The following is a 17,639-nucleotide window of genomic DNA, read 5'->3' as shown; positions in this document are numbered from 1 at the left end:
CTCCCTGATAGGCGTGACTGGTAACGGGCAGACAAGCGTCGAGGGGTCGCGGGCCGGCCGGAGCGTAACAGGCACTAGGTTGGTGTCGCGCGGGCATGTTTGAGTTCAACGCCGCGCTTGGCCCGGAGTACCGTTGCCGTGCGGCGCAGCGATTATGGGCGAAACCGGGAAGTGGCAGCAAACCAACCCGTCTATGCTTGATGCATGAACCTTCCCTGCCTTGCCGAACTGATGCCCAGGTTAGTGCACCCTCAGGTGCGGGATCTCGCTTGGGCGTTACTGTCGCCGCCGCTATTGAGCGATGCGCTCGCGCCCCAGCGTCACCCACTCGCGGCCAGCCGCTGGGCTTCTCAACCCGGCGAACTGGCCGACTGGCTGCTGTCGCATGATGGCCAGCCGACCGTGCTCCAGGCCTGGCTGGCACAACACAGCGTTCGCCGGTTAGGCCTGTATTACGAACGTCTGTGGCAGTTCGCGCTGGGCCAGGCTCCGGATGTCGAGCTGCTGGTGTCCAATCTACCGATCCGTCACGAGGGTCATACTCTCGGCGAGCTGGATCTGATTCTGCACGACGCCGAAGGCGTGCATCACCTTGAGTTGGCAGTGAAATTCTACTTGGGCCTCGAGACCGGCGATCGCAGCCGGCACGATCACTGGCTGGGACCGGGCAGCCATGATCGGCTGGATATAAAACTACGACGCCTCTGTGAACATCAGCTCCAGCTTTCATCAAGCGCACACGCGAAGGCGCTCCTTGCCGAGCTGACCTGCGGTGAAATAAACAGCGCGCTCTGGCTCGGCGGCTACCTGTTTCAGCCCGAGCAGACCGGTTGCGAGCCTCCCGCCGGCGCCAATCCGCTGCACCTTTGCGGGCGCTGGCTGCGGCAACGTGATTGGGCACACTCGGCTATCGCCGGTGGCGCTGTGCGCTGGCAGCCTCTACCTCGCCAAGCCTGGCTGGCCCCGGCGCACCTGAACGATAGCCAGATCTGGCCAGCCGAGGACGTCGAGCGTTGGGTTGCCGGAGCCGACGGCAAGCAGGCAAGGCTTTTGGCGCGCCTCGAACCCGATACCAAGGGTCGCTGGGTCGAGAGCGCACGCTTATTCGTGGTACCTGACAGCTGGCCAAAGTGAGCAGCGCCGCCTTGGCTCATTGAACTGTCATCTTCCTGATGCACACTATCGTGTCAGCTGAACTGATCCTACGGCAACCGAAACGGCCTACAGATGTCCTCTACACCCTCCGATTCTGCCCCCCCACAGCGTTCGAGCACATGGTCCATCTTCCTGGTATTCCTGCGCCTGGGATTGACCTCCTTTGGCGGCCCGGTCGCCCATCTCGGTTATTTTCGCGAAGAATTCGTCAGCCGCCGCCGCTGGTTGGATGAAACGCGCTATGCCGATCTGGTTGCGCTCTGCCAGTTCCTGCCGGGGCCGGCCAGCAGCCAGGTCGGAATCGCCGTTGGATTGCTGCGTGGCGGTTACCGCGGCTCGCTAGCCGCCTGGGCCGGTTTTACCTTGCCCTCAGCAATCGCGCTGACACTGTTCGCCCTGGGCATCGCCAGTTGGGGAGACGCCGTTCCGGAGGGGTTCCTGCATGGTCTGAAGATCGTCGCGGTGGCGGTCGTGGCCCAGGCCGTATGGGGCATGGCGCGAAACCTATGTACCGACGGAATGCGCACAACCATCGCGTTGCTTGCCGCTTGTGGGGTACTGGTTCTACCCAGCGCCTGGGCACAGCTTGGGATCATTGCACTGGCAGGCTTGATCGGGCTGATGTTGTTTCGCCCGACTACTAACACTTCAACCGCGCCCGGTCAGCCGCCCGGAGGCCAATCGGCTGCCAGCCTGTTTCTGCTGCTGTTCTTCGTTCTGCTGGTGGTGTTGCCAGCACTGGCCGCCACCTCGACGAACCAGCTGCTGGCGTTGCTCGATTCGTTCTATCGAGCCGGCGCGCTGGTCTTCGGTGGTGGTCATGTGGTGTTGCCATTGCTGCAAGCCGAGGTCGTACCCAATGGCTGGGTCAGCAACGACACCTTTCTCGCTGGCTACGGCGCCGCCCAAGCGGTGCCGGGGCCACTGTTTACCTTTTCCGCGTTTCTCGGCGGATCGATGAACAGCGGGATCACCAGTCTGATAAGTGCAGCGGTATGTCTCGTCGCGATATTCACCCCTTCGTTTCTGCTGGTGTTCGGCGTCATGCCGTTCTGGGATCGGCTACGTGCCAACCGTCATGTACAGGCGGCGCTGGCGGGCGTGAATGCAGGGGTGGTCGGCCTGCTGCTGGCGGCGCTTTACGATCCGGTCTGGACCAGCGCCATCTTCAGCAGCGGCGATTTTGCTCTGGCGCTGATCGCGCTGGTCGCATTGTTGGTCTGGAAGCTGTCGCCTTGGCTGGTGGTGTTGGCAGGGGGCATTGCAGGCTGGGCACTCGCTGCGCTCTATTGACTGCGTCGTGCCAGGGTACGATCAGCCGCTACGCTCGGTACGGCCACCGGAGCGGGCAAGGTAGCCGCTGCCCTGCTCACAGAGCAGGGTCGCGTATTCCTCGGCCGACAGGGCATCGAGGCCACCGCGTAGCGGGTAGGCAGTGAAGCCCAGCTGGGTCAACAGAAAGACTGCGCTGGCGCTACGCTTGCCGCTGTCGCAGTAACACAGATAGACCCGATCCTGTTTTAGCAGCCGCGTCTTCAGCCGCAACAAATGCAATGGCATGTTCAGCGCCTGCAACGCATGGCCACGCTGGTATTCGTCGATCAAGCGGACATCCAGCCATTGCGCGCCTTGGGCGAGCAACCCATTCGCCTGCGCAAGGTCTAGCTCGTCGATCACCGGCGCACTCAGCAAGGTGATGAAGTCCTGCCGCGCCAGACGCAATACGCAGGCGTCTTCGAGCGTTGTCACGGTGGCGTTGCGCGCATGCTCGGTCAGCAGGGCTTCTTCACCAAAGCAGCTACCGACGCCCAACTCGGCGACCACCTGCTCGTCTCGACCCAAGCCGATCATGACCTCCGCGCGACCGCTCTTGAGAAAATAGCAGCAGTCACCGGCTTCACCTTCACGCAGCAGTACGTGCCCGGCGGGCAGCTCGAGCGGTTCGAGCTTGCGCAACATGTTCCGCACATTTTCCGGCGGCACCTTGGCGAACAACGGGTTTTCCAGCAGTTCCTCAAGCCAATCGGTCAGTTCGCCAGCGGTAACCAGCTCCAATAGCAGATCAGCATGAGCCTGTTGCCAGGACAGCAATCCATCCAGCAAGACGCTGTCGAGCACCAACACACTGGAATCTTCCAGCGCCCACACCCGATCCAGTCGGCCACTGGCGCTGAATGCATAGCAGCTTTCAGAGGAACCGCCGGTCATTTGCCATTGCGCGCCATCCGCCCCTTGCATGGACAACGTGCCGGTGAGCAGAAAATAGCTCGAGCTGGCGCCGGCCCTGCCCTCGAACAGAAGCTGACCAGCGAGCAAGTGTCGAGGGACCAGCTGCTCACGGAGCATCTGGAGACGACGAGGCGAAAGCGCGTTGAGCGGAATCAGACTGCTTAGCTGGTAGGGAAGCAACGGCTTGTTCATCCATGAATTCCAATACGTAGGTCAGCGCAACAGCTTGTCCAGCTGTGCCTGGGCATCCCGCCGACCTTGCAGGCCACCGGTGTGGACGAATATGAGCCGCGTGCCCTTACTAAAATAACCGCCGCCGACCAGATGACATAAGGCCATCATCGCTTTCGCTGTATAGATCGGATCCAGCGGTAGTTCGGCCTCTCGCTCGGTTTCGAACATAAAACGGGCAAGCCGCTCGTCAAACCGGCCGAAACCGCCCCGACTCGCATCGATCAGCTGGTAGTTAGTACTGTCGATTCCGGACTCGCCCAGCAATCTGTCGACTTGTTGCGCTACGCCATGGGACGGTGGCCCAGCCAAGGCCCCATAGACCCGTCGGCCGCCCTGCTCCGCTTCACCGATCACCAACCCGGCGAGCGTCGTACCGGTACCGGCCGCCAGCCACCAACCGTCATGATCGTCCCAACCAAGCGCACCAAGCTGTTTCCGTACCTGTGCGACCAAAGGTACACAACCCATTGCACCGGCAAGGCCGCCACCGCCTTCAGGTATGCAGTAGTGGTCTGGATAGCGCTTGCGCCAAGCGTCGAAAAAATCCGGCTGATGCCGCTCCCGGTAACCGCCGTAACCCAACCAGTGCAGGCGCATGCCGAAGCGCTGCAGATCCTCCACAGTCGCGGTCTGCTGTGGATGACCTCGCAGCAAGCCGACACTAGCGAGGCCGAGCCGCTTGGCCGCAGCCGCCAGCGCGTGAAGATGATTGGAATGCGGACCACCGAGACTGATGAGGCCTGCCGCGCCGGCGTTCTGTGCGGCTTGCAGATGGTGGGTGAGCTTGAACCATTTGTTTCCGGATAACTCGGGGTCGACCAGATCCAGACGCAGTACCGCGAGTTGCACGCGCGCCTGTTGCAGCCAGGCCAGGTCGAGGAGCTGCAACGGAGCTGCTTGTAGCCCAAGCCGAAAGGGTGGAAATCCAGGCAAGTTGTCAGCTACCCGTGCGCAGCCGTTCCTGCGATCTATGCCTTGCGCAGCAATTGGATTCACCGATAAGGAAGCGTCCGGGTGCGTCCACCTTGTCCAGCGGCATATTGCAGCGTTCTCCACTGGTCAGCGTGGCGATGCAGGTGGGCTGCTGGTAATGCAGGACCCATTGACCGTACTGCTCTTCGGAGACGGCGCATTTGGCTGCGGCATAGGCAAGTGGGTTTTGTTGATAGCGTGCCATGTCCGATAGCGGGATGGTCAGATGACCTGCGCCAGGATGATAGGCCATGAATGTAACGCCAAGCGCTGAAAGACGCTCAAGCACGCGGTCACCACTGTGCTCGGCAAGTGTGTCACGCTGCTTCTGGAGCTGCTCGATTTCCTCCTGCAGCTGGCTATCCAGCTCGTTGCGGTACGCCAGCTCTACGTCACGGATGGATACCTGTTCCTTGTACTCCGCCACCGCCGCTGCAATCTGTATCTTCAGTTCTTCATCGAACTGCGCGCGCGAGGCTTGCGCTTCGGCGCGGCTGTTCTGCTCCAGCGCCCTCAGCTGCCGGCTCATTTCCTCGCGCGTTTTCTGGAATCCCTCGGCCTGAGCGTTGAGCTGCGAGCGCAGCTCTGCAGTGAGCTGCTCCTTTTGAAGCAGTTCGTGACGCAGCTGAGCGATCTCGTCCTGCAATTTCGACTGCTGCTGCGCCGCCAACTCGCGGAGTCTGTTGATATCGGTTTCGCGCTGCTGCTCAAGACTGGCGATGCGCAGACGCTGCTGTTTGATCAGTTGCGCGGCTTTGAGTCGCTGCTCTTGCTCAAGCTTCTCAGCGCGCCGGGTAGCGATCTGCTTGGCAGGATCGGCCGCGTACCAGGTGTCCTCAGCCACCATCTGCAGCCGCTCGGCCGGTACTGCCTGAGGAACATCCTCTTCAACCAGCAGGCCGAGCTGGTTGCGTTTGATCCGGTCGCGCAACATGACCAGGTGATTCGTGCCCTGCGTCAGTTCCGGATCCCAGAGGTGCATCTGATGCCAGGACACCGGGCACTGGCTGCGACAGGCCAGGCGAATCGGTCCGGCGCCTAGATCCGGGCCGCGTCCGGTGCGTTCGGCCAGGCTCCGGAGCGGAATGTTCCAGCCACTGTCAGCTGAACCGTCTTCGTTGAAATCGAGGTAGAAGAACACCGCCGCACGAATCTGCAGGCGGGTATTGATCAATACATAAGCAACGCGCATCTGCTGGTCGGCGAACTCCGGCATGCTCACCATGCCATCGAGCACGGCCTCGAATTCCGGATAGAGCATTTCCTTGCAGACGCCGCCATCATTGAAGAACAGCACGGCTTCGACCGTCTGCGGTTTGATCTGCATGCTCGCACCCTCAACGGCTTGATCGGCCAGCGAATGTTTCTGAACAGCGACCGCGCCGAGGCCGCTATCCCATTGGTCGACTCAAGTTTAGGGGAAAAACCGAAACCGGCGATGTGACTGGGTTGGCAGCGAGTTCGGCATTGATTACCGCACAGACGCACAGCCGAAAAACTGTGACGGAGTTGGAAAACCTATGAAGGCTTCAGCGCGGCAAGCTGAGGTGCAAGGCGCTTACCCATCTCCTCACCGAGTGCCTGCAGTCCGCTCATCGGGCGCACCATGACTTCGAAATCGGTGATCAGGCCAGCTTCGTCGAAGCAAATCAAATCGATGCCTTTGAGCTGCCGATCCCCCACGCGTGCACTGAACTCCAGCACGACGTTGGAGCCGTCGGCGCTGGCCAATTCCCGGTGGTAAGCAAAGTCTTCGAACACCGTCACCACGGTGTTGAGGATCAGATTGACGGCAGCCGCTCCCTCGTAGGGCTTGAAGGCCATCGGCGAGCGAAATACTGCCTGCGGGTGCAGCAGTTCCGGCAGCTGGTTGAGATCCTCGGATTCAATCATTCGATGCCAACGCTGCAGCGTGGAGGCAGCCGCCGGCTGCAGCGAGAGAGAAACATTCATGCGGAACTCCATTGCAACAGGAAAAAGCCCCGCTCGAAGCGGGGCTTGGGTGCTCAGAGTTCCGCAGCGAGGCGGGAGCCCTGGTTGATCGCGCGCTTGGCATCCAGCTCGGCGGCGACATCCGCTCCGCCGATCAGGTGCACGTTCGCACCTGCGGCTTCAAGCTCGGCCTGCAGTTCACGCAGTGGATCCTGGCCGGCGCAGACAATCACGGTATCCACCGGAAGCACTTGCGGCTCGCCTTCTCCGACACGGATATGCAAACCCTGGTCATTCACCTTGAGATAATCCACCGCGCTGATCATCTGCACCTGCTTGTTTTTCAGACCGGTACGGTGAATCCAGCCGGTCGTCTTGCCCAGACCATTGCCGACCTTGGATTTTTTGCGCTGCAGCAGGTAGACCTGACGTGTCGGCGCATGGGGTGCCGGCTGAATTCCAGCCACGCCACCGCGCGCTTCGAGCCCGAGGTCGATTCCCCACTCCTTCCAGAATGCCTCCCGGTCCAGGCTGGTCGACTGACCCTGATGGGCGATGAACTCCGAAACATCGAAGCCGATGCCACCAGCACCAATAACCGCGACGCGCTGCCCCACGGGTTTGCGTTGCAGGATCGCATCGAGGTAGCCAATCACCATAGGATGCTCGATTCCCGGAATTTCCGGGGTGCGCGGCGCAATACCGGTGGCGAGAATGATCTCGTCGAAACCGCCCGCCGACAGATCAGACGCACTGACGCGAGTGTTCAGGCGGACGTCGACGCCGGTGCTCTCGAGCTTGCTGTCGAAGTAGCGCAGAGTCTCGTAGAACTCTTCCTTGCCCGGCACGCGTTTGGCGACGTTGAACTGGCCGCCGATTTCGCTGGCCGAGTCGAACAGGGTCACCTGATGGCCACGTTCCGCAGCCACCGTTGCCGCGGATAATCCTGCAGGACCGGCCCCTACCACAGCGATCTTCTTCACCGCCGCGGTAGGAATATAGTTCAGCTCGGTCTCGTAGCAGGCACGCGGATTGACCAGACAGGTGGTCAGCTTGCCGCTGAACGTATGGTCGAGACAGGCCTGGTTGCAGCCGATACAGGTATTGATGGTGTCGCTGCGATCAGCGGCCGCCTTGTTGACGAAATCCGGGTCAGCAAGGAACGGGCGCGCCATCGAGACCATGTCGGCATCGCCTTCGGCCAGCACCTGCTCGGCGACTTCCGGTGTGTTGATGCGGTTGGTGGTCACCAACGGGATGCTGACTTCGCCACGCAGCTTGGCTGTCACCTTAGTGAAAGCCGCACGCGGCACCTTGGTCGCGATGGTCGGAATACGCGCCTCGTGCCAGCCGATGCCGGTATTAATCAGCGTCGCGCCGGCTTTCTCGATGGCTTTGGCCAGTACCACGACTTCGTCCCAGGTGCTGCCGCCTTCCATAAGATCAAGCATGGACAAGCGGTAGACGATGATGAACTCCGGCCCCACCGCCTCTCTCACGCGGCGCACGATTTCCACCGGCAGACGCATGCGGTTTTCGTAACTGCCACCCCAGCGATCGCTGCGATGATTGGTGTGGGCGACCAGGAACTGGTTGATGAAGTAGCCTTCCGATCCCATTATCTCGACACCGTCGTAGCCGGCCCTCTGTGCCAGGCTGGCGCAATTGACGAAGTCGCGAATCTGCTTCTCGATGCCCGCTTCGTCCAGCTCGCGCGGCGTGAAGGGGTTGATCGGCGCCTGGATGGCACTCGGCGCCACCAACTGCGGACTATAGGCATAACGGCCAGCATGAAGGATCTGCATGCAGATCTTGCCGCCCGCCTCGTGAACGGCCTGGGTAACAACCTTATGCTCCTCGGCTTCCTCGACGGTCGACAGTTTGGCAGCGCCCGCACGTACCGAGCCTTCCTCGTTGGGGCCCACACCACCGGTGACGATCAGGCCGACACCGCCACGCGCACGCTCGGCGAAGAATGCGGCCATGCGCTCGAAACCGTTGGGCATTTCCTCAAGGCCGGTGTGCATCGAGCCCATCAGGGTGCGGTTACGCAACGTGGTGAAGCCTAGGTCCAGCGGGGCCAGCAGGTGCGGAAAAGCAGTCATCTTCGTTCCTCTATCAGATGGCACGCGGTGCCCTGTAGTCAGCGGTAGGATCGCCACGCGCTCATGGGGCCGTGGTCGCTATGCAGCGAAGATAAACAGGCGCAGAGGCTCGCTCAATGATCGAAACTTACAACTGCCTGACCTTATCGCTCAAAAAAGCTTGGCAACCAATGACTCTGCGCCTAGTCTCTTCGCACACTTGCCGGCAACTTCATCCATGCGTACTTACAGCAAATTGCTCAGTCTGACAGCGCTCGCCGTCGCCGCACTCATCATCTACCTGAATTGGGCCGTTGACCGGCGTAGCGGTCCCCTTCTGTCCGATCTACGAACGCTGCCAATCAACAGCCAGGGGCAACCGGGAACAGCCGGCAACCTGCTCGGCATGGAAGCCCGATTGATGCCGGCCGACTACCAGAGCCGGGAACGGCTGCAGTTGAAATTCACCACCTACCTGAACCAGGCGCGCACTGCCGGTCTGTTGGGCTCACGCACGGTTGTGGTGCTGCCAGAGCATGTCGGCACCGGACTATTTGCTCTCGGCGAGAAACCCGAGGTTCAACAGGCACGCACGCTGCGCGACGCCATGCAGTGGATGGCCCTGAGCAATCCCTGGGATTACTTGCGGGCACTGCTGAGCAATGAGAGCGACGACCGTCGTACCGAGGCCGTTCTAAGGATCAAGGGAAGGCAGATGGCCGATGACTATCAGCTCATCTTCGGTGGCCTGGCGAAGACGTATGGGGTGACCATGGTGGCCGGGTCTATCGTGCTGCCCGAACCGCGGCTCGAGAACGGTCGCCTGCTAACCGGCAATGGCCCACTCCGGCAGGTCAGTTTGAGCTTCGCCTCGAACGGGCAGCCGATCGGCCCCTTACAGTACAAGAACACGCTCAGCCGCTATGAGCGCCGCTACAGCGAGGCCTCAGACGCGTCTGCAGCCACGCTGCCGACCCCCGCCGGACGCCTCGCCGTACTGATCGGCTGCGATGCGTATGTCCAATCGCCACCAGCCGATGCCGAACTTCTCGCCATACCGGGGGCACGGCACGATCCGCCCACAAGCTGCGCGGTTGATACCCAGCCGGAAACGGCACTGCCGCGCATGGAGGTACGCACCTTTGGGTTGCCCTGGAATCTCGTCGGATCACCCCGCAGACCTGCGCCACATCACAGCGAGCCGGTACAACTGAATAACCTCTGGCTGCCGGAGCGCCCATGAACCGTCAACGGGTGCGACTCGGTGATCTCTCGGTCGGCTTCGTGCACAGCCTGAGCAGTGCCTTGCAGGAAAAACAGATCGATCCGCAGCCGCTGCTGGATGCCTACGGGCTGGACCTGGCACGCCTGTCCGAACCACGCGCGCGCCTTTCGATTCCACGTTACATGCGCCTGGGTCATGCAGCCATTCAGCTGACCGGTGACCCAAGCCTAGGCTTGGAGATGGGACGACTGCGCAAGGCCGGCCACCTTGGGCTAGTGGGTGTGACATCCGCTCAGGCACCGACGGTACGCGAAGCGGCACGTGCGTTGATTCGCTACGAGCCGCTGTATGCGTCCAACTACCGTGGCGCATCAACGTTTCATGAGGATGCTGGTGGCGCCTGGTTGCGGTTCTATTCGATCAGCCCCTACAACAGCTACAACCGGTTCGTCGTGGATACCGTACTGGCCAGCTGGATAACGCAGCTGAGCGCGGTTGCAGCATGTCCACTGGTGCCCGTCGCGGTTCACATCGAGTTCGATCGACCCGAGTACGCAGCGCGCTACGAGACGTTGCTAGCGAAGCCAGTTGAATTTTTAGCCGAACACAATCAGTTGCGACTGGACAAGGCTGCACTGGCACTGCGCAACCCAGAACATTGTCCCAGCACCTGGCGCCAGCTGTTGGAGCTCTGCGAGGCAGAACTGGAACAGCGCACTCGCACGCGAAGCCTTCGCGAGCGGGTCACACAACTGCTGGGGCCGATGCTCAAAGGGCAGGAGCCGGACTTGCAGCAGATCGCCAGCCGTCTGCAACTGCCGCCCTGGACATTGCGCCGCAAGTTGGAAGAAGAGCGCACCAGCTACCGCGCCATCCTCAACGACACACGACGTGATCTGGCCATGGCCTACATTCGTGATACCGAATCGGCTTTCGGTGAGATCGCCTGGCTGCTGGGTTTCTCTTCGGCGGAGGCGTTTCAGCGCGCCTTCAAGCGCTGGAGCGGGCAAACGCCAGGGGAATACCGACGCGCCCAGCGGCACGCCGAATGATCGCCTAGAGCTCGAAGGCGTCTTCGGCCGGCTCGGGACCGTCCTGCTCCGCGGCATGCCATTCAAGTATCTCGTCCTGGTAGTCATCCATAGGGAAGGCTCCTCTTGCTGGGGTCTACAGGGGCTAACAAAGTCCATGCCAGCCAAGCTAACGCGGGTTCATTACGAAACCATGAACCGAGTTACGCTGGCGTCGGGGACTGAATAACCCGAACCCTTGACCACCTCAACGCGCCCAATCGCCGCATGTGCTGCAACCTGTGTTCTAGGGCCTCCAGCCCGGCTCACGGCGCCGCCAAACCGGCAGCCGTCATGAACTGACGCAGCAGCCAGGCTACGATGCCAAGCGCCAGCACGCTAGCGGACCAGATCAGCACGAGCCAGGTCATGCGCTTCCATAGTGGCTTTTGCGCTGACGCACCACTTTCGTGCTTCTTCCGCATAAAACGCTCCATAACGAGACCGGCTCAGTGGTAGCCATCTTCAGCGCTGACCTTGCCGCGGAACACGTAGTAGCTCCATGCGGTGTACATGAGGATCAGCGGGATGATCAGCAGTGCCCCGACGAGGGTGAAACCCTGACTCTGCGGTGGCGAGGCGGCGTCCCAAATGCTGACCGATGGCGGAATGATGTTTGGCCAGAGGCTGATACCCAGGCCGCTGTAGCCCAGGAAAATGAGGGCGAGTGTGAACAGGAACGGCGAATAGTGAGCGTAGCGTGCGATCGACCGTAGCAGCCCGAAGGTGCACAGCAACACCAGAATTGGTACTGGCATGAAGAGGAACAGATTCGGCGTGCTGAACCAGCGCTCGGCGATGTCCGGATGCGTCAACGGGGTCCAGATACTTACGATCCCGGTCACCGCCAGCACCGCCCAGACCAACGGGACGCCAATATCATGCATACGTCTCTGCAATGCACCGCCCGTTTTCATGATTAGCCAGGTGCAGCCCAACAGGGCGTAGGCGGCGATCAGGGCTACGCCGCAAAACACTGAAAAGGGTGTCAACCAATCCAGTGGGCCGCCAGCATAGGCGCGGTCAACCACCGGGAACCCGTGGATGAAAGCGCCTAGCGCGACACCTTGAAAAAAGGTCGCCGCCAGTGAGCCACCGATAAACGCCTTGTCCCAGATGTGCTGGCGCGCGGCGCTGGCCTTGAAGCGGAACTCGAAGGCGACTCCACGAAAAATCAGCCCCATCAACATGAAGATGATCGGTAGATACAACGCGGAAAGCACCACCGAGTAGGCCAGCGGAAAGGCGGCGAACAATCCGGCTCCACCCAGCACCAACCAGGTTTCGTTGCCGTCCCAGATCGGCGCCACCGTATTCATCGCCACGTCGCGTTCGGAACTGTCGGCAAGAAACGGGAAAAGAATTCCAATACCCAGATCGAAGCCATCCATCACCACGTACATCATGATGCCGAAGATGATGATGACGGCCCAGATCAGCGAAAGATCGACACCCATATTCAATTCCTCTCGCCCAGTTGATCGCCATGTTCGTGGGGAATCGCCTCGTCAGCGGCGGATAGTGGCCGCATCGGCGTGCGCTTTTCACCGGGCCCGCCGGCGCCCTTCTCGTTGCCCTCGTTTATCACCGGTCCCTTCGCAATCAGCCGCAGCACATAGACGAAGCCGATGCCGAACACTGCAAAGTAGATCAACACGAACATCGCCAGGGTCAGGCCGAGCTGTTCAGCGCCATGGTTGGAGACCGCGTCTGCGGTGCGCATCACGCCGTAGACCACCCAGGGCTGACGGCCAATCTCGGTGGTGAACCAGCCCGCCAGAATGGCGATTAGCCCGGAGGGTCCCATACACAGCGTCAGACGCAGGAATGGGCGAGACAGGTAAAGCCTGCCGCTGCGGCGAAGCCACAGACTCCACAGCCCGGTAAAAATCATCAAAAAGCCCAGCGCGACCATCACACGGAAGGTCCAGAACACGATTGTCGAGTTGGGCCGGTCCTCCGGAGGGAAATCCTTTAGCGCCGGAATCGGCTCGGTCAGGCTGTGCTTGAGAATCAGGCTGCCCAGGTAGGGAATTTCAACCTTGAAGCGAGTTTCCTCACGCTCCATGTCCGGCCAGCCAAACAGCAACAGCGGCGTCGGCTCGCCGGAGGAATTGTCCCAGTGCCCTTCCATCGCGGCGATTTTTGCGGGTTGGTGTTCAAGCGTATTCAGACCATGAAAATCGCCAACCACGGCCTGGATCGGCGCGACTATCAGTGCCATCCACATCGCCATGGAAAACATCTTGCGGACCGCGGGATTGTCTCGCCCACGCAGTAAATGCCAGGCCGCCGAAGCACCAACCATGAATGCCGTAGCCAGGAACGCCGCAATCGCCATATGCGTCAACCGATAAGGGAACGACGGGTTGAACACGATAGCGAACCAGTCCACCGGCACCACAATGCCATCGATAATCTCGTGGCCCTGAGGGGTGTGCATCCAGCTGTTCGAAGCGAGAATCCAGAATGTGGAAATTAGCGTGCCGACGGCCACCATAAGCGTTGAAAAGAAGTGCAGCCCAGGACCGACGCGGTTCCAGCCAAACAGCATGACGCCGAGAAATCCAGCCTCAAGGAAAAACGCGGTGAGCACCTCATAAGCCAGCAAAGGCCCAGTGACGCTGCCGGCAAACTCCGAAAAAGCGCTCCAATTGGTACCAAACTGGTAGGCCATGACGATGCCGGAAACCACGCCCATCCCGAAGTTGACGGCGAAGATCTTCATCCAGAAATGGTAGAGGTCGCGATAGACCTGACGTTTGGTCTTCAGCCACAACCCTTCCAGTACGGCTAGAAAACTGGCCAGTCCGATGGTGATCGCCGGAAAGATGATGTGGAAAGAAATAGTGAAAGCGAATTGGATCCGCGCAAGCTCGAGAGCTTCCAAACCGAACATTAAAGACCCCTCGTCAGTTAGCCGCGTGCCCCTGGCGTATTGATGTCGTCACGCATTAAGGACAGCAGGAAAGCACAAGGGTGCGCTCTGATCACCGTGACCGCTCGCCGCAACCTGCTAAACGAAGAGAGTCAGCCATGCTTTCGCGAATGCGAAGAAGCCCCCATGAAACATAGGCGGGGCAGCGTTGGCGGGTGTGCTGCCGTAGCGATTCGAGAACGAAGAGGCGATTGATCGCGGGTAAATTTTTCGAGATTCGAAGCGATGCAGGCGGCTGAGCCACCTTCCGGACGGGAAAAGAAAATCAGGCAAGGTCGTCAGCACAGCCTGGAAAATTGAGCGGTGGCAAACGGAGATATAGAAACGAAAAAAGCGGCCCTAAGGCCGCTTTCAGCGAGACTTCCTGGCGTTCAGTTGCCTGGAAGAAATATGTGGCGCAGCGGACGGGACTCGAACCCGCGACCCCCGGCGTGACAGGCCGGTATTCTAACCGACTGAACTACCGCTGCGCGTCGGCCGGACTTTCGTCCGATTCGCAAAGCCTGCATCGTAGCTCTCTACCGAGAAGCCAGCTGGCTGATCACCTTGCGAGGCGCGCAATTTACGCACCCCCAGGGATCAAGTCAACCGCACGCTACGTTTTTTTTGTCAAAAAAAAAACGGCCAATTGCAATCACGCTTGGAAATGACGACATGCCGGGCACCTTTTGCCTGAAAAACAGTCAGTTGCACTGGCATACTCAGGTGCTTCTTTGTCATGGACCCGGTCTAGACTGCCGGGACGCACAATGGTTCGCAGGCGGCTGATGCCGCGCTTGCGATCACGGCCATCATCATCAGTTTCACGGAGTGCCTCGCTTGGCTTCACCCGCAGCAGTGCAGAAAGTTCGCCAGCATGCGCCATTGATTGCAAGCGTCGCCATCGTCGTGCTCTTCGGGCTCTATCTTGCCGGCCAGATCAGCGATTGGTTGCAGCTTACCCGGACACCCCCTGCGGCCGTCACGGACAGCGGCCAACCCGCTGGCGTCGCTCCTGATCTGCAGCGCATGGAGAGTCTGTTCGGTACAGCTGCCTCGTCCGGCCAAAGCTATGCACCCGATGCGTCGAGTTCTGATCTAACCTTGTTGGGCAGCTTCGTTCATGCCGATCCATCTCGGTCAACGGCGATCATCCAGCTGAGCGGCCAACCTCCACAGCTCTATCGGGTCGAAGAGGAACTGGAACCGGGTGTGAGCTTGCACAGTGTCCATCCGGACCGAGTCGAAGTAATGCGCGGCGGTCGCCTCGAAAGCCTGTATTTTCCGAGTGTTCGCTCCGCGACGGCTGTACCCGACAACCTCCCGGACTACAGTGAACCAGCGGAAACGGGGCCACTCGATCCGCAAGCGGAGATGCTTCAACAACAGATGGAAGCCCTCCGCCAACAGATGGAAGGGGCAGCCAGCCCGCCAGAATCCATGCCCACCGACGAACAGCCCACGGAAGACAACTGACTGATGCTGCCTTTTTCCTCCCGCCCGCTCATTGCGTTGCTCACCGCCGGTCTGCTTGCCGCTCCCCTGCCCCTGTTGGCGGCGGATCCCGGAATTGAGCCGAGCGAAACCCAACAGGACGGTTGGACGATCAATCTCAAGGACGCCGATATTCGGGCCTTCGTCGATCAGATCAGCCAGCTGACCGGGCAGACCTTCATCGTCGACCCGCGCGTGAAAGGGCAGGTCAGCGTCGTGTCGTCGACGACCCTTTCGCTATCCGAGGTATATCAGCTGTTCCTGTCCGTCATGGCGACCCACGGCTACAGCGTGCTGACGCAAGGGGAAGTTGCGCGAATCGTGCCTAACGCCGAAGCGAAATCGGAGGCCGGTGGCGGGCCAACGGGCGGTGACCTGCTGGAAACCCGGGTGATCCAGGTTCAGCACACCTCGGCCACCGAGCTGATTCCACTGATTCGCCCACTCGTGCCGCAATATGGCCATCTCGCCGCCGTCGGCTCAGCCAATGCATTGATCATCAGCGACCGCAGCGCCAACATCGCTCGCATCGAGGATCTGGTTCGCCAGCTGGACCAAGCCCAGACCGACGACCACAGCGTGGTCAACCTGCAATATGGCTGGGCCGTGGACATTGCTGAGGTGCTGCGCAACACCCTGGCTCGTGGCGAAGCGCGAGACACGGCAGGTGCACAGATCATCGCCGATTCGCGCACCAACCGGCTTATTTTCACTGGTCCGGAACAGGCGCGGCAGAAGCTCGCCAGCCTGGCAAAAACACTCGATACGCCGAGCACACGCTCGGCCAACACGCGAGTCATTCGCCTGCGCCACAACGACGCCAAGTCGCTGGCTGAGACCCTTGGCGACATTTCCGAGGGCCTCGCAGCACCTGCCGATGGCGAAACTCAGGGGGGGCGGCAGCAGGACATACTCATTCGCGCAGACGAGAGCCTCAATGCGCTGGTCATGCTCGCCGAACCCGAGCTGATCGGCACGCTTGAATCCATAGTGCGCCAGCTCGATATTCCCCGCGCGCAGGTGATGGTGGAGGCTGCCATTGTCGAAGTCTCCGGCGATATCACTGACGCGCTCGGCGTGCAATGGGCGGTAGACGCTCGTGGCAGCACCGGTGGTGCTGGCGGGGTCAGCTTCGGCAATACCGGTATTTCCGTCGGTAGCGTGCTCAATGCAATCAGAGAGGATGATATTCCCAACGAACTGCCCGACGGCGCCATCATTGGTCTGGGCACACGTAGCTTCGGCGCGTTGATCACCGCCCTTTCCGCTAACAGCAAGAGCAACCTGCTATCGACCCCAAGCCTGCTGACACTGGACAACCAAGAAGCAGAAATTCTCGTCGGGCAGAACGTTCCGTTTCAGACTGGCAGCTACACGACCGATTCGTCCGGGGCCAACAACCCGTTCACGACTATCGAGCGGGAGGATATCGGCGTAACGCTCAAAGTGGTGCCGCATATCAACGATGGCGCAACGCTGCGCCTGGAAATCGAGCAGGAAATCTCATCGATCGCTCCATCGGCAAGCCTGTCGGCGCAGGCCGTCGACCTGGTGACCAACAAGCGTTCGATCAAGAGCACCATTCTTGCGGAGGATGGCCAGGTAATCGTGCTGGGCGGCCTCATTCAGGATGACGTGACCCGGACCGACTCGAAGGTACCGCTGCTGGGAGACATACCCTGGCTCGGCGCGCTGTTCCGCTCCACCCAGGAAACCCATGTCAAACGCAACCTCATGGTGTTCCTCCGCCCGACCGTCATCCGGGATCGGGCGGGCCTGGCGGCGCTTTCCGGCAAGAAATACAGCGACATCCGGGTTATCGAAACCGGGTCGAATAGCCCGAGTATCCTCCCCGCCACGCCCGAACGTTTGTTCGACGGTCAGGGTCAACCGGCGCCGGCCATTGATCTCCGCTCCAACGAACCGGCTCAGCGACGTGCCGTCCCCGACGCTCCGGCAACTCGACGCGCACCGGACACTTACGCGCCACAGGCGCAACAATCCCGCGAGCAGACATCGTTACGTTCGGGCTGGGCAGTACAGGTCGCCAGTCTGCAGGACCGCAATAGCGCCGAGGCGTTGCAGGAGAAACTCGGCGCTGAAGGCTTCGATGCCTATATCAGAACCACGGGCCGTACTCACCGCGTTTTCGTAGGGCCCACTGACCAGCGACAGGAAGCCAACCGACTCCGCGAGCAGCTTTCCGAAGAACAACGCCTGGACGGCTTCGTAGTGAACTTCGAAGGCGCGGATAATTGATGGCTCTGCGAGGCAGGCAGCTCAAGAACCTGAGCTGAGGGTAAGAGCACCACCCCGTGGGATAGCTG

14 protein-coding genes and 1 tRNA gene are annotated in these 17,639 nt (G+C 60.6%); 6 read left to right on the top strand and 9 right to left on the bottom strand.

Annotated features, from left to right (window positions below):
• Positions 1-204 precede the first annotated feature (204 nt).
• Both DQ405_RS13930 and chrA read left to right on the top strand, forming a co-directional pair.
• Positions 205-1,134, top strand: coding sequence for a DUF1853 family protein (locus DQ405_RS13930; RefSeq protein ID WP_168424775.1), 930 nt, complete (start codon positions 205-207; stop codon positions 1,132-1,134).
• A 93-nt stretch (positions 1,135-1,227) separates the two neighbouring features.
• Positions 1,228-2,448, top strand: coding sequence for a chromate efflux transporter (chrA, locus tag DQ405_RS13925; RefSeq protein WP_168424774.1), 1,221 nt, complete (start codon positions 1,228-1,230; stop codon positions 2,446-2,448).
• 21 nt (positions 2,449-2,469) lie between these two features.
• On the opposite strand, the gene DQ405_RS13920 is transcribed toward chrA, so the two are convergent.
• From DQ405_RS13920 to DQ405_RS13900, 5 genes are all read right to left on the bottom strand, one after another.
• Positions 2,470-3,576 (bottom strand): cyclic nucleotide-binding domain-containing protein, encoded by a 1,107-nt coding sequence (locus tag DQ405_RS13920; RefSeq protein ID WP_168424773.1) that lies wholly within the window; start codon positions 3,574-3,576, stop codon positions 2,470-2,472.
• Between the two features lie 21 nt (positions 3,577-3,597).
• Positions 3,598-4,506, bottom strand: a complete 909-nt coding sequence (locus tag DQ405_RS13915; RefSeq protein ID WP_241729999.1) for a 1-aminocyclopropane-1-carboxylate deaminase/D-cysteine desulfhydrase — start codon at positions 4,504-4,506, stop codon at positions 3,598-3,600.
• Between the two features lie 49 nt (positions 4,507-4,555).
• Positions 4,556-5,917, bottom strand: coding sequence for a chromosome partitioning protein ParA (locus DQ405_RS13910; protein WP_168424771.1), 1,362 nt, complete (start codon positions 5,915-5,917; stop codon positions 4,556-4,558).
• Positions 5,918-6,108: 191 nt separating this feature from the next.
• Entirely contained in the window at positions 6,109-6,543 is a 435-nt protein-coding gene (locus tag DQ405_RS13905; RefSeq protein ID WP_168424881.1) for a nuclear transport factor 2 family protein, read from the bottom strand.
• Positions 6,544-6,596: 53 nt separating this feature from the next.
• Complete coding sequence (locus tag DQ405_RS13900) at positions 6,597-8,627, bottom strand: NADPH-dependent 2,4-dienoyl-CoA reductase (RefSeq protein WP_168424770.1); 2,031 nt, start codon at positions 8,625-8,627, stop codon at positions 6,597-6,599.
• A 217-nt stretch (positions 8,628-8,844) separates the two neighbouring features.
• Here DQ405_RS13900 and DQ405_RS13895 point away from each other — a divergent pair, with 217 nt between their 5' ends.
• The gene (locus DQ405_RS13895) at positions 8,845-9,849 is read left to right on the top strand and encodes a carbon-nitrogen hydrolase (RefSeq protein ID WP_168424769.1); all 1,005 of its coding nucleotides are present in this window, start codon (positions 8,845-8,847) and stop codon (positions 9,847-9,849) included.
• Complete coding sequence (locus tag DQ405_RS13890; RefSeq protein WP_168424768.1) at positions 9,846-10,883, top strand: AraC family transcriptional regulator; 1,038 nt, start codon at positions 9,846-9,848, stop codon at positions 10,881-10,883. Before DQ405_RS13895 ends, DQ405_RS13890 begins: the two co-directional genes overlap by 4 nt.
• Positions 10,884-11,167: 284 nt before the next feature.
• Here DQ405_RS13890 and DQ405_RS13885 read toward each other — a convergent pair whose 3' ends face one another.
• From DQ405_RS13885 to DQ405_RS13870, 4 genes are all read right to left on the bottom strand, one after another.
• Entirely contained in the window at positions 11,168-11,326 is a 159-nt protein-coding gene (locus DQ405_RS13885) for a DUF2474 domain-containing protein (protein ID WP_168424767.1), read from the bottom strand.
• Positions 11,327-11,350: 24 nt separating this feature from the next.
• A complete protein-coding gene (gene cydB, locus DQ405_RS13880) occupies positions 11,351-12,358 on the bottom strand; it encodes a cytochrome d ubiquinol oxidase subunit II (protein ID WP_168424766.1) in 1,008 nt (335 codons plus the stop codon).
• 2 nt (positions 12,359-12,360) lie between these two features.
• The gene (locus tag DQ405_RS13875) at positions 12,361-13,800 is read right to left on the bottom strand and encodes a cytochrome ubiquinol oxidase subunit I (RefSeq protein ID WP_168424765.1); all 1,440 of its coding nucleotides are present in this window, start codon (positions 13,798-13,800) and stop codon (positions 12,361-12,363) included.
• 432 nt (positions 13,801-14,232) lie between these two features.
• Positions 14,233-14,309: transfer RNA gene (locus DQ405_RS13870), tRNA-Asp, on the bottom strand.
• Positions 14,310-14,658: 349 nt separating this feature from the next.
• On the opposite strand from DQ405_RS13870, the gene DQ405_RS13865 reads away from it, so the two are divergent.
• Positions 14,659-15,294, top strand: coding sequence for a type II secretion system protein N (locus DQ405_RS13865; RefSeq protein ID WP_241729998.1), 636 nt, complete (start codon positions 14,659-14,661; stop codon positions 15,292-15,294).
• A 3-nt stretch (positions 15,295-15,297) separates the two neighbouring features.
• Positions 15,298-17,571, top strand: coding sequence for a type II secretion system secretin GspD (gene gspD / locus DQ405_RS13860; protein ID WP_168424764.1), 2,274 nt, complete (start codon positions 15,298-15,300; stop codon positions 17,569-17,571).
• The last annotated feature ends 68 nt before the right edge of the window (positions 17,572-17,639 follow it).

This window comes from Pseudomonas sp. SST3 (genome assembly GCF_003325755.1).
This window is presented reverse-complemented; position numbering and strand designations above follow the sequence as displayed.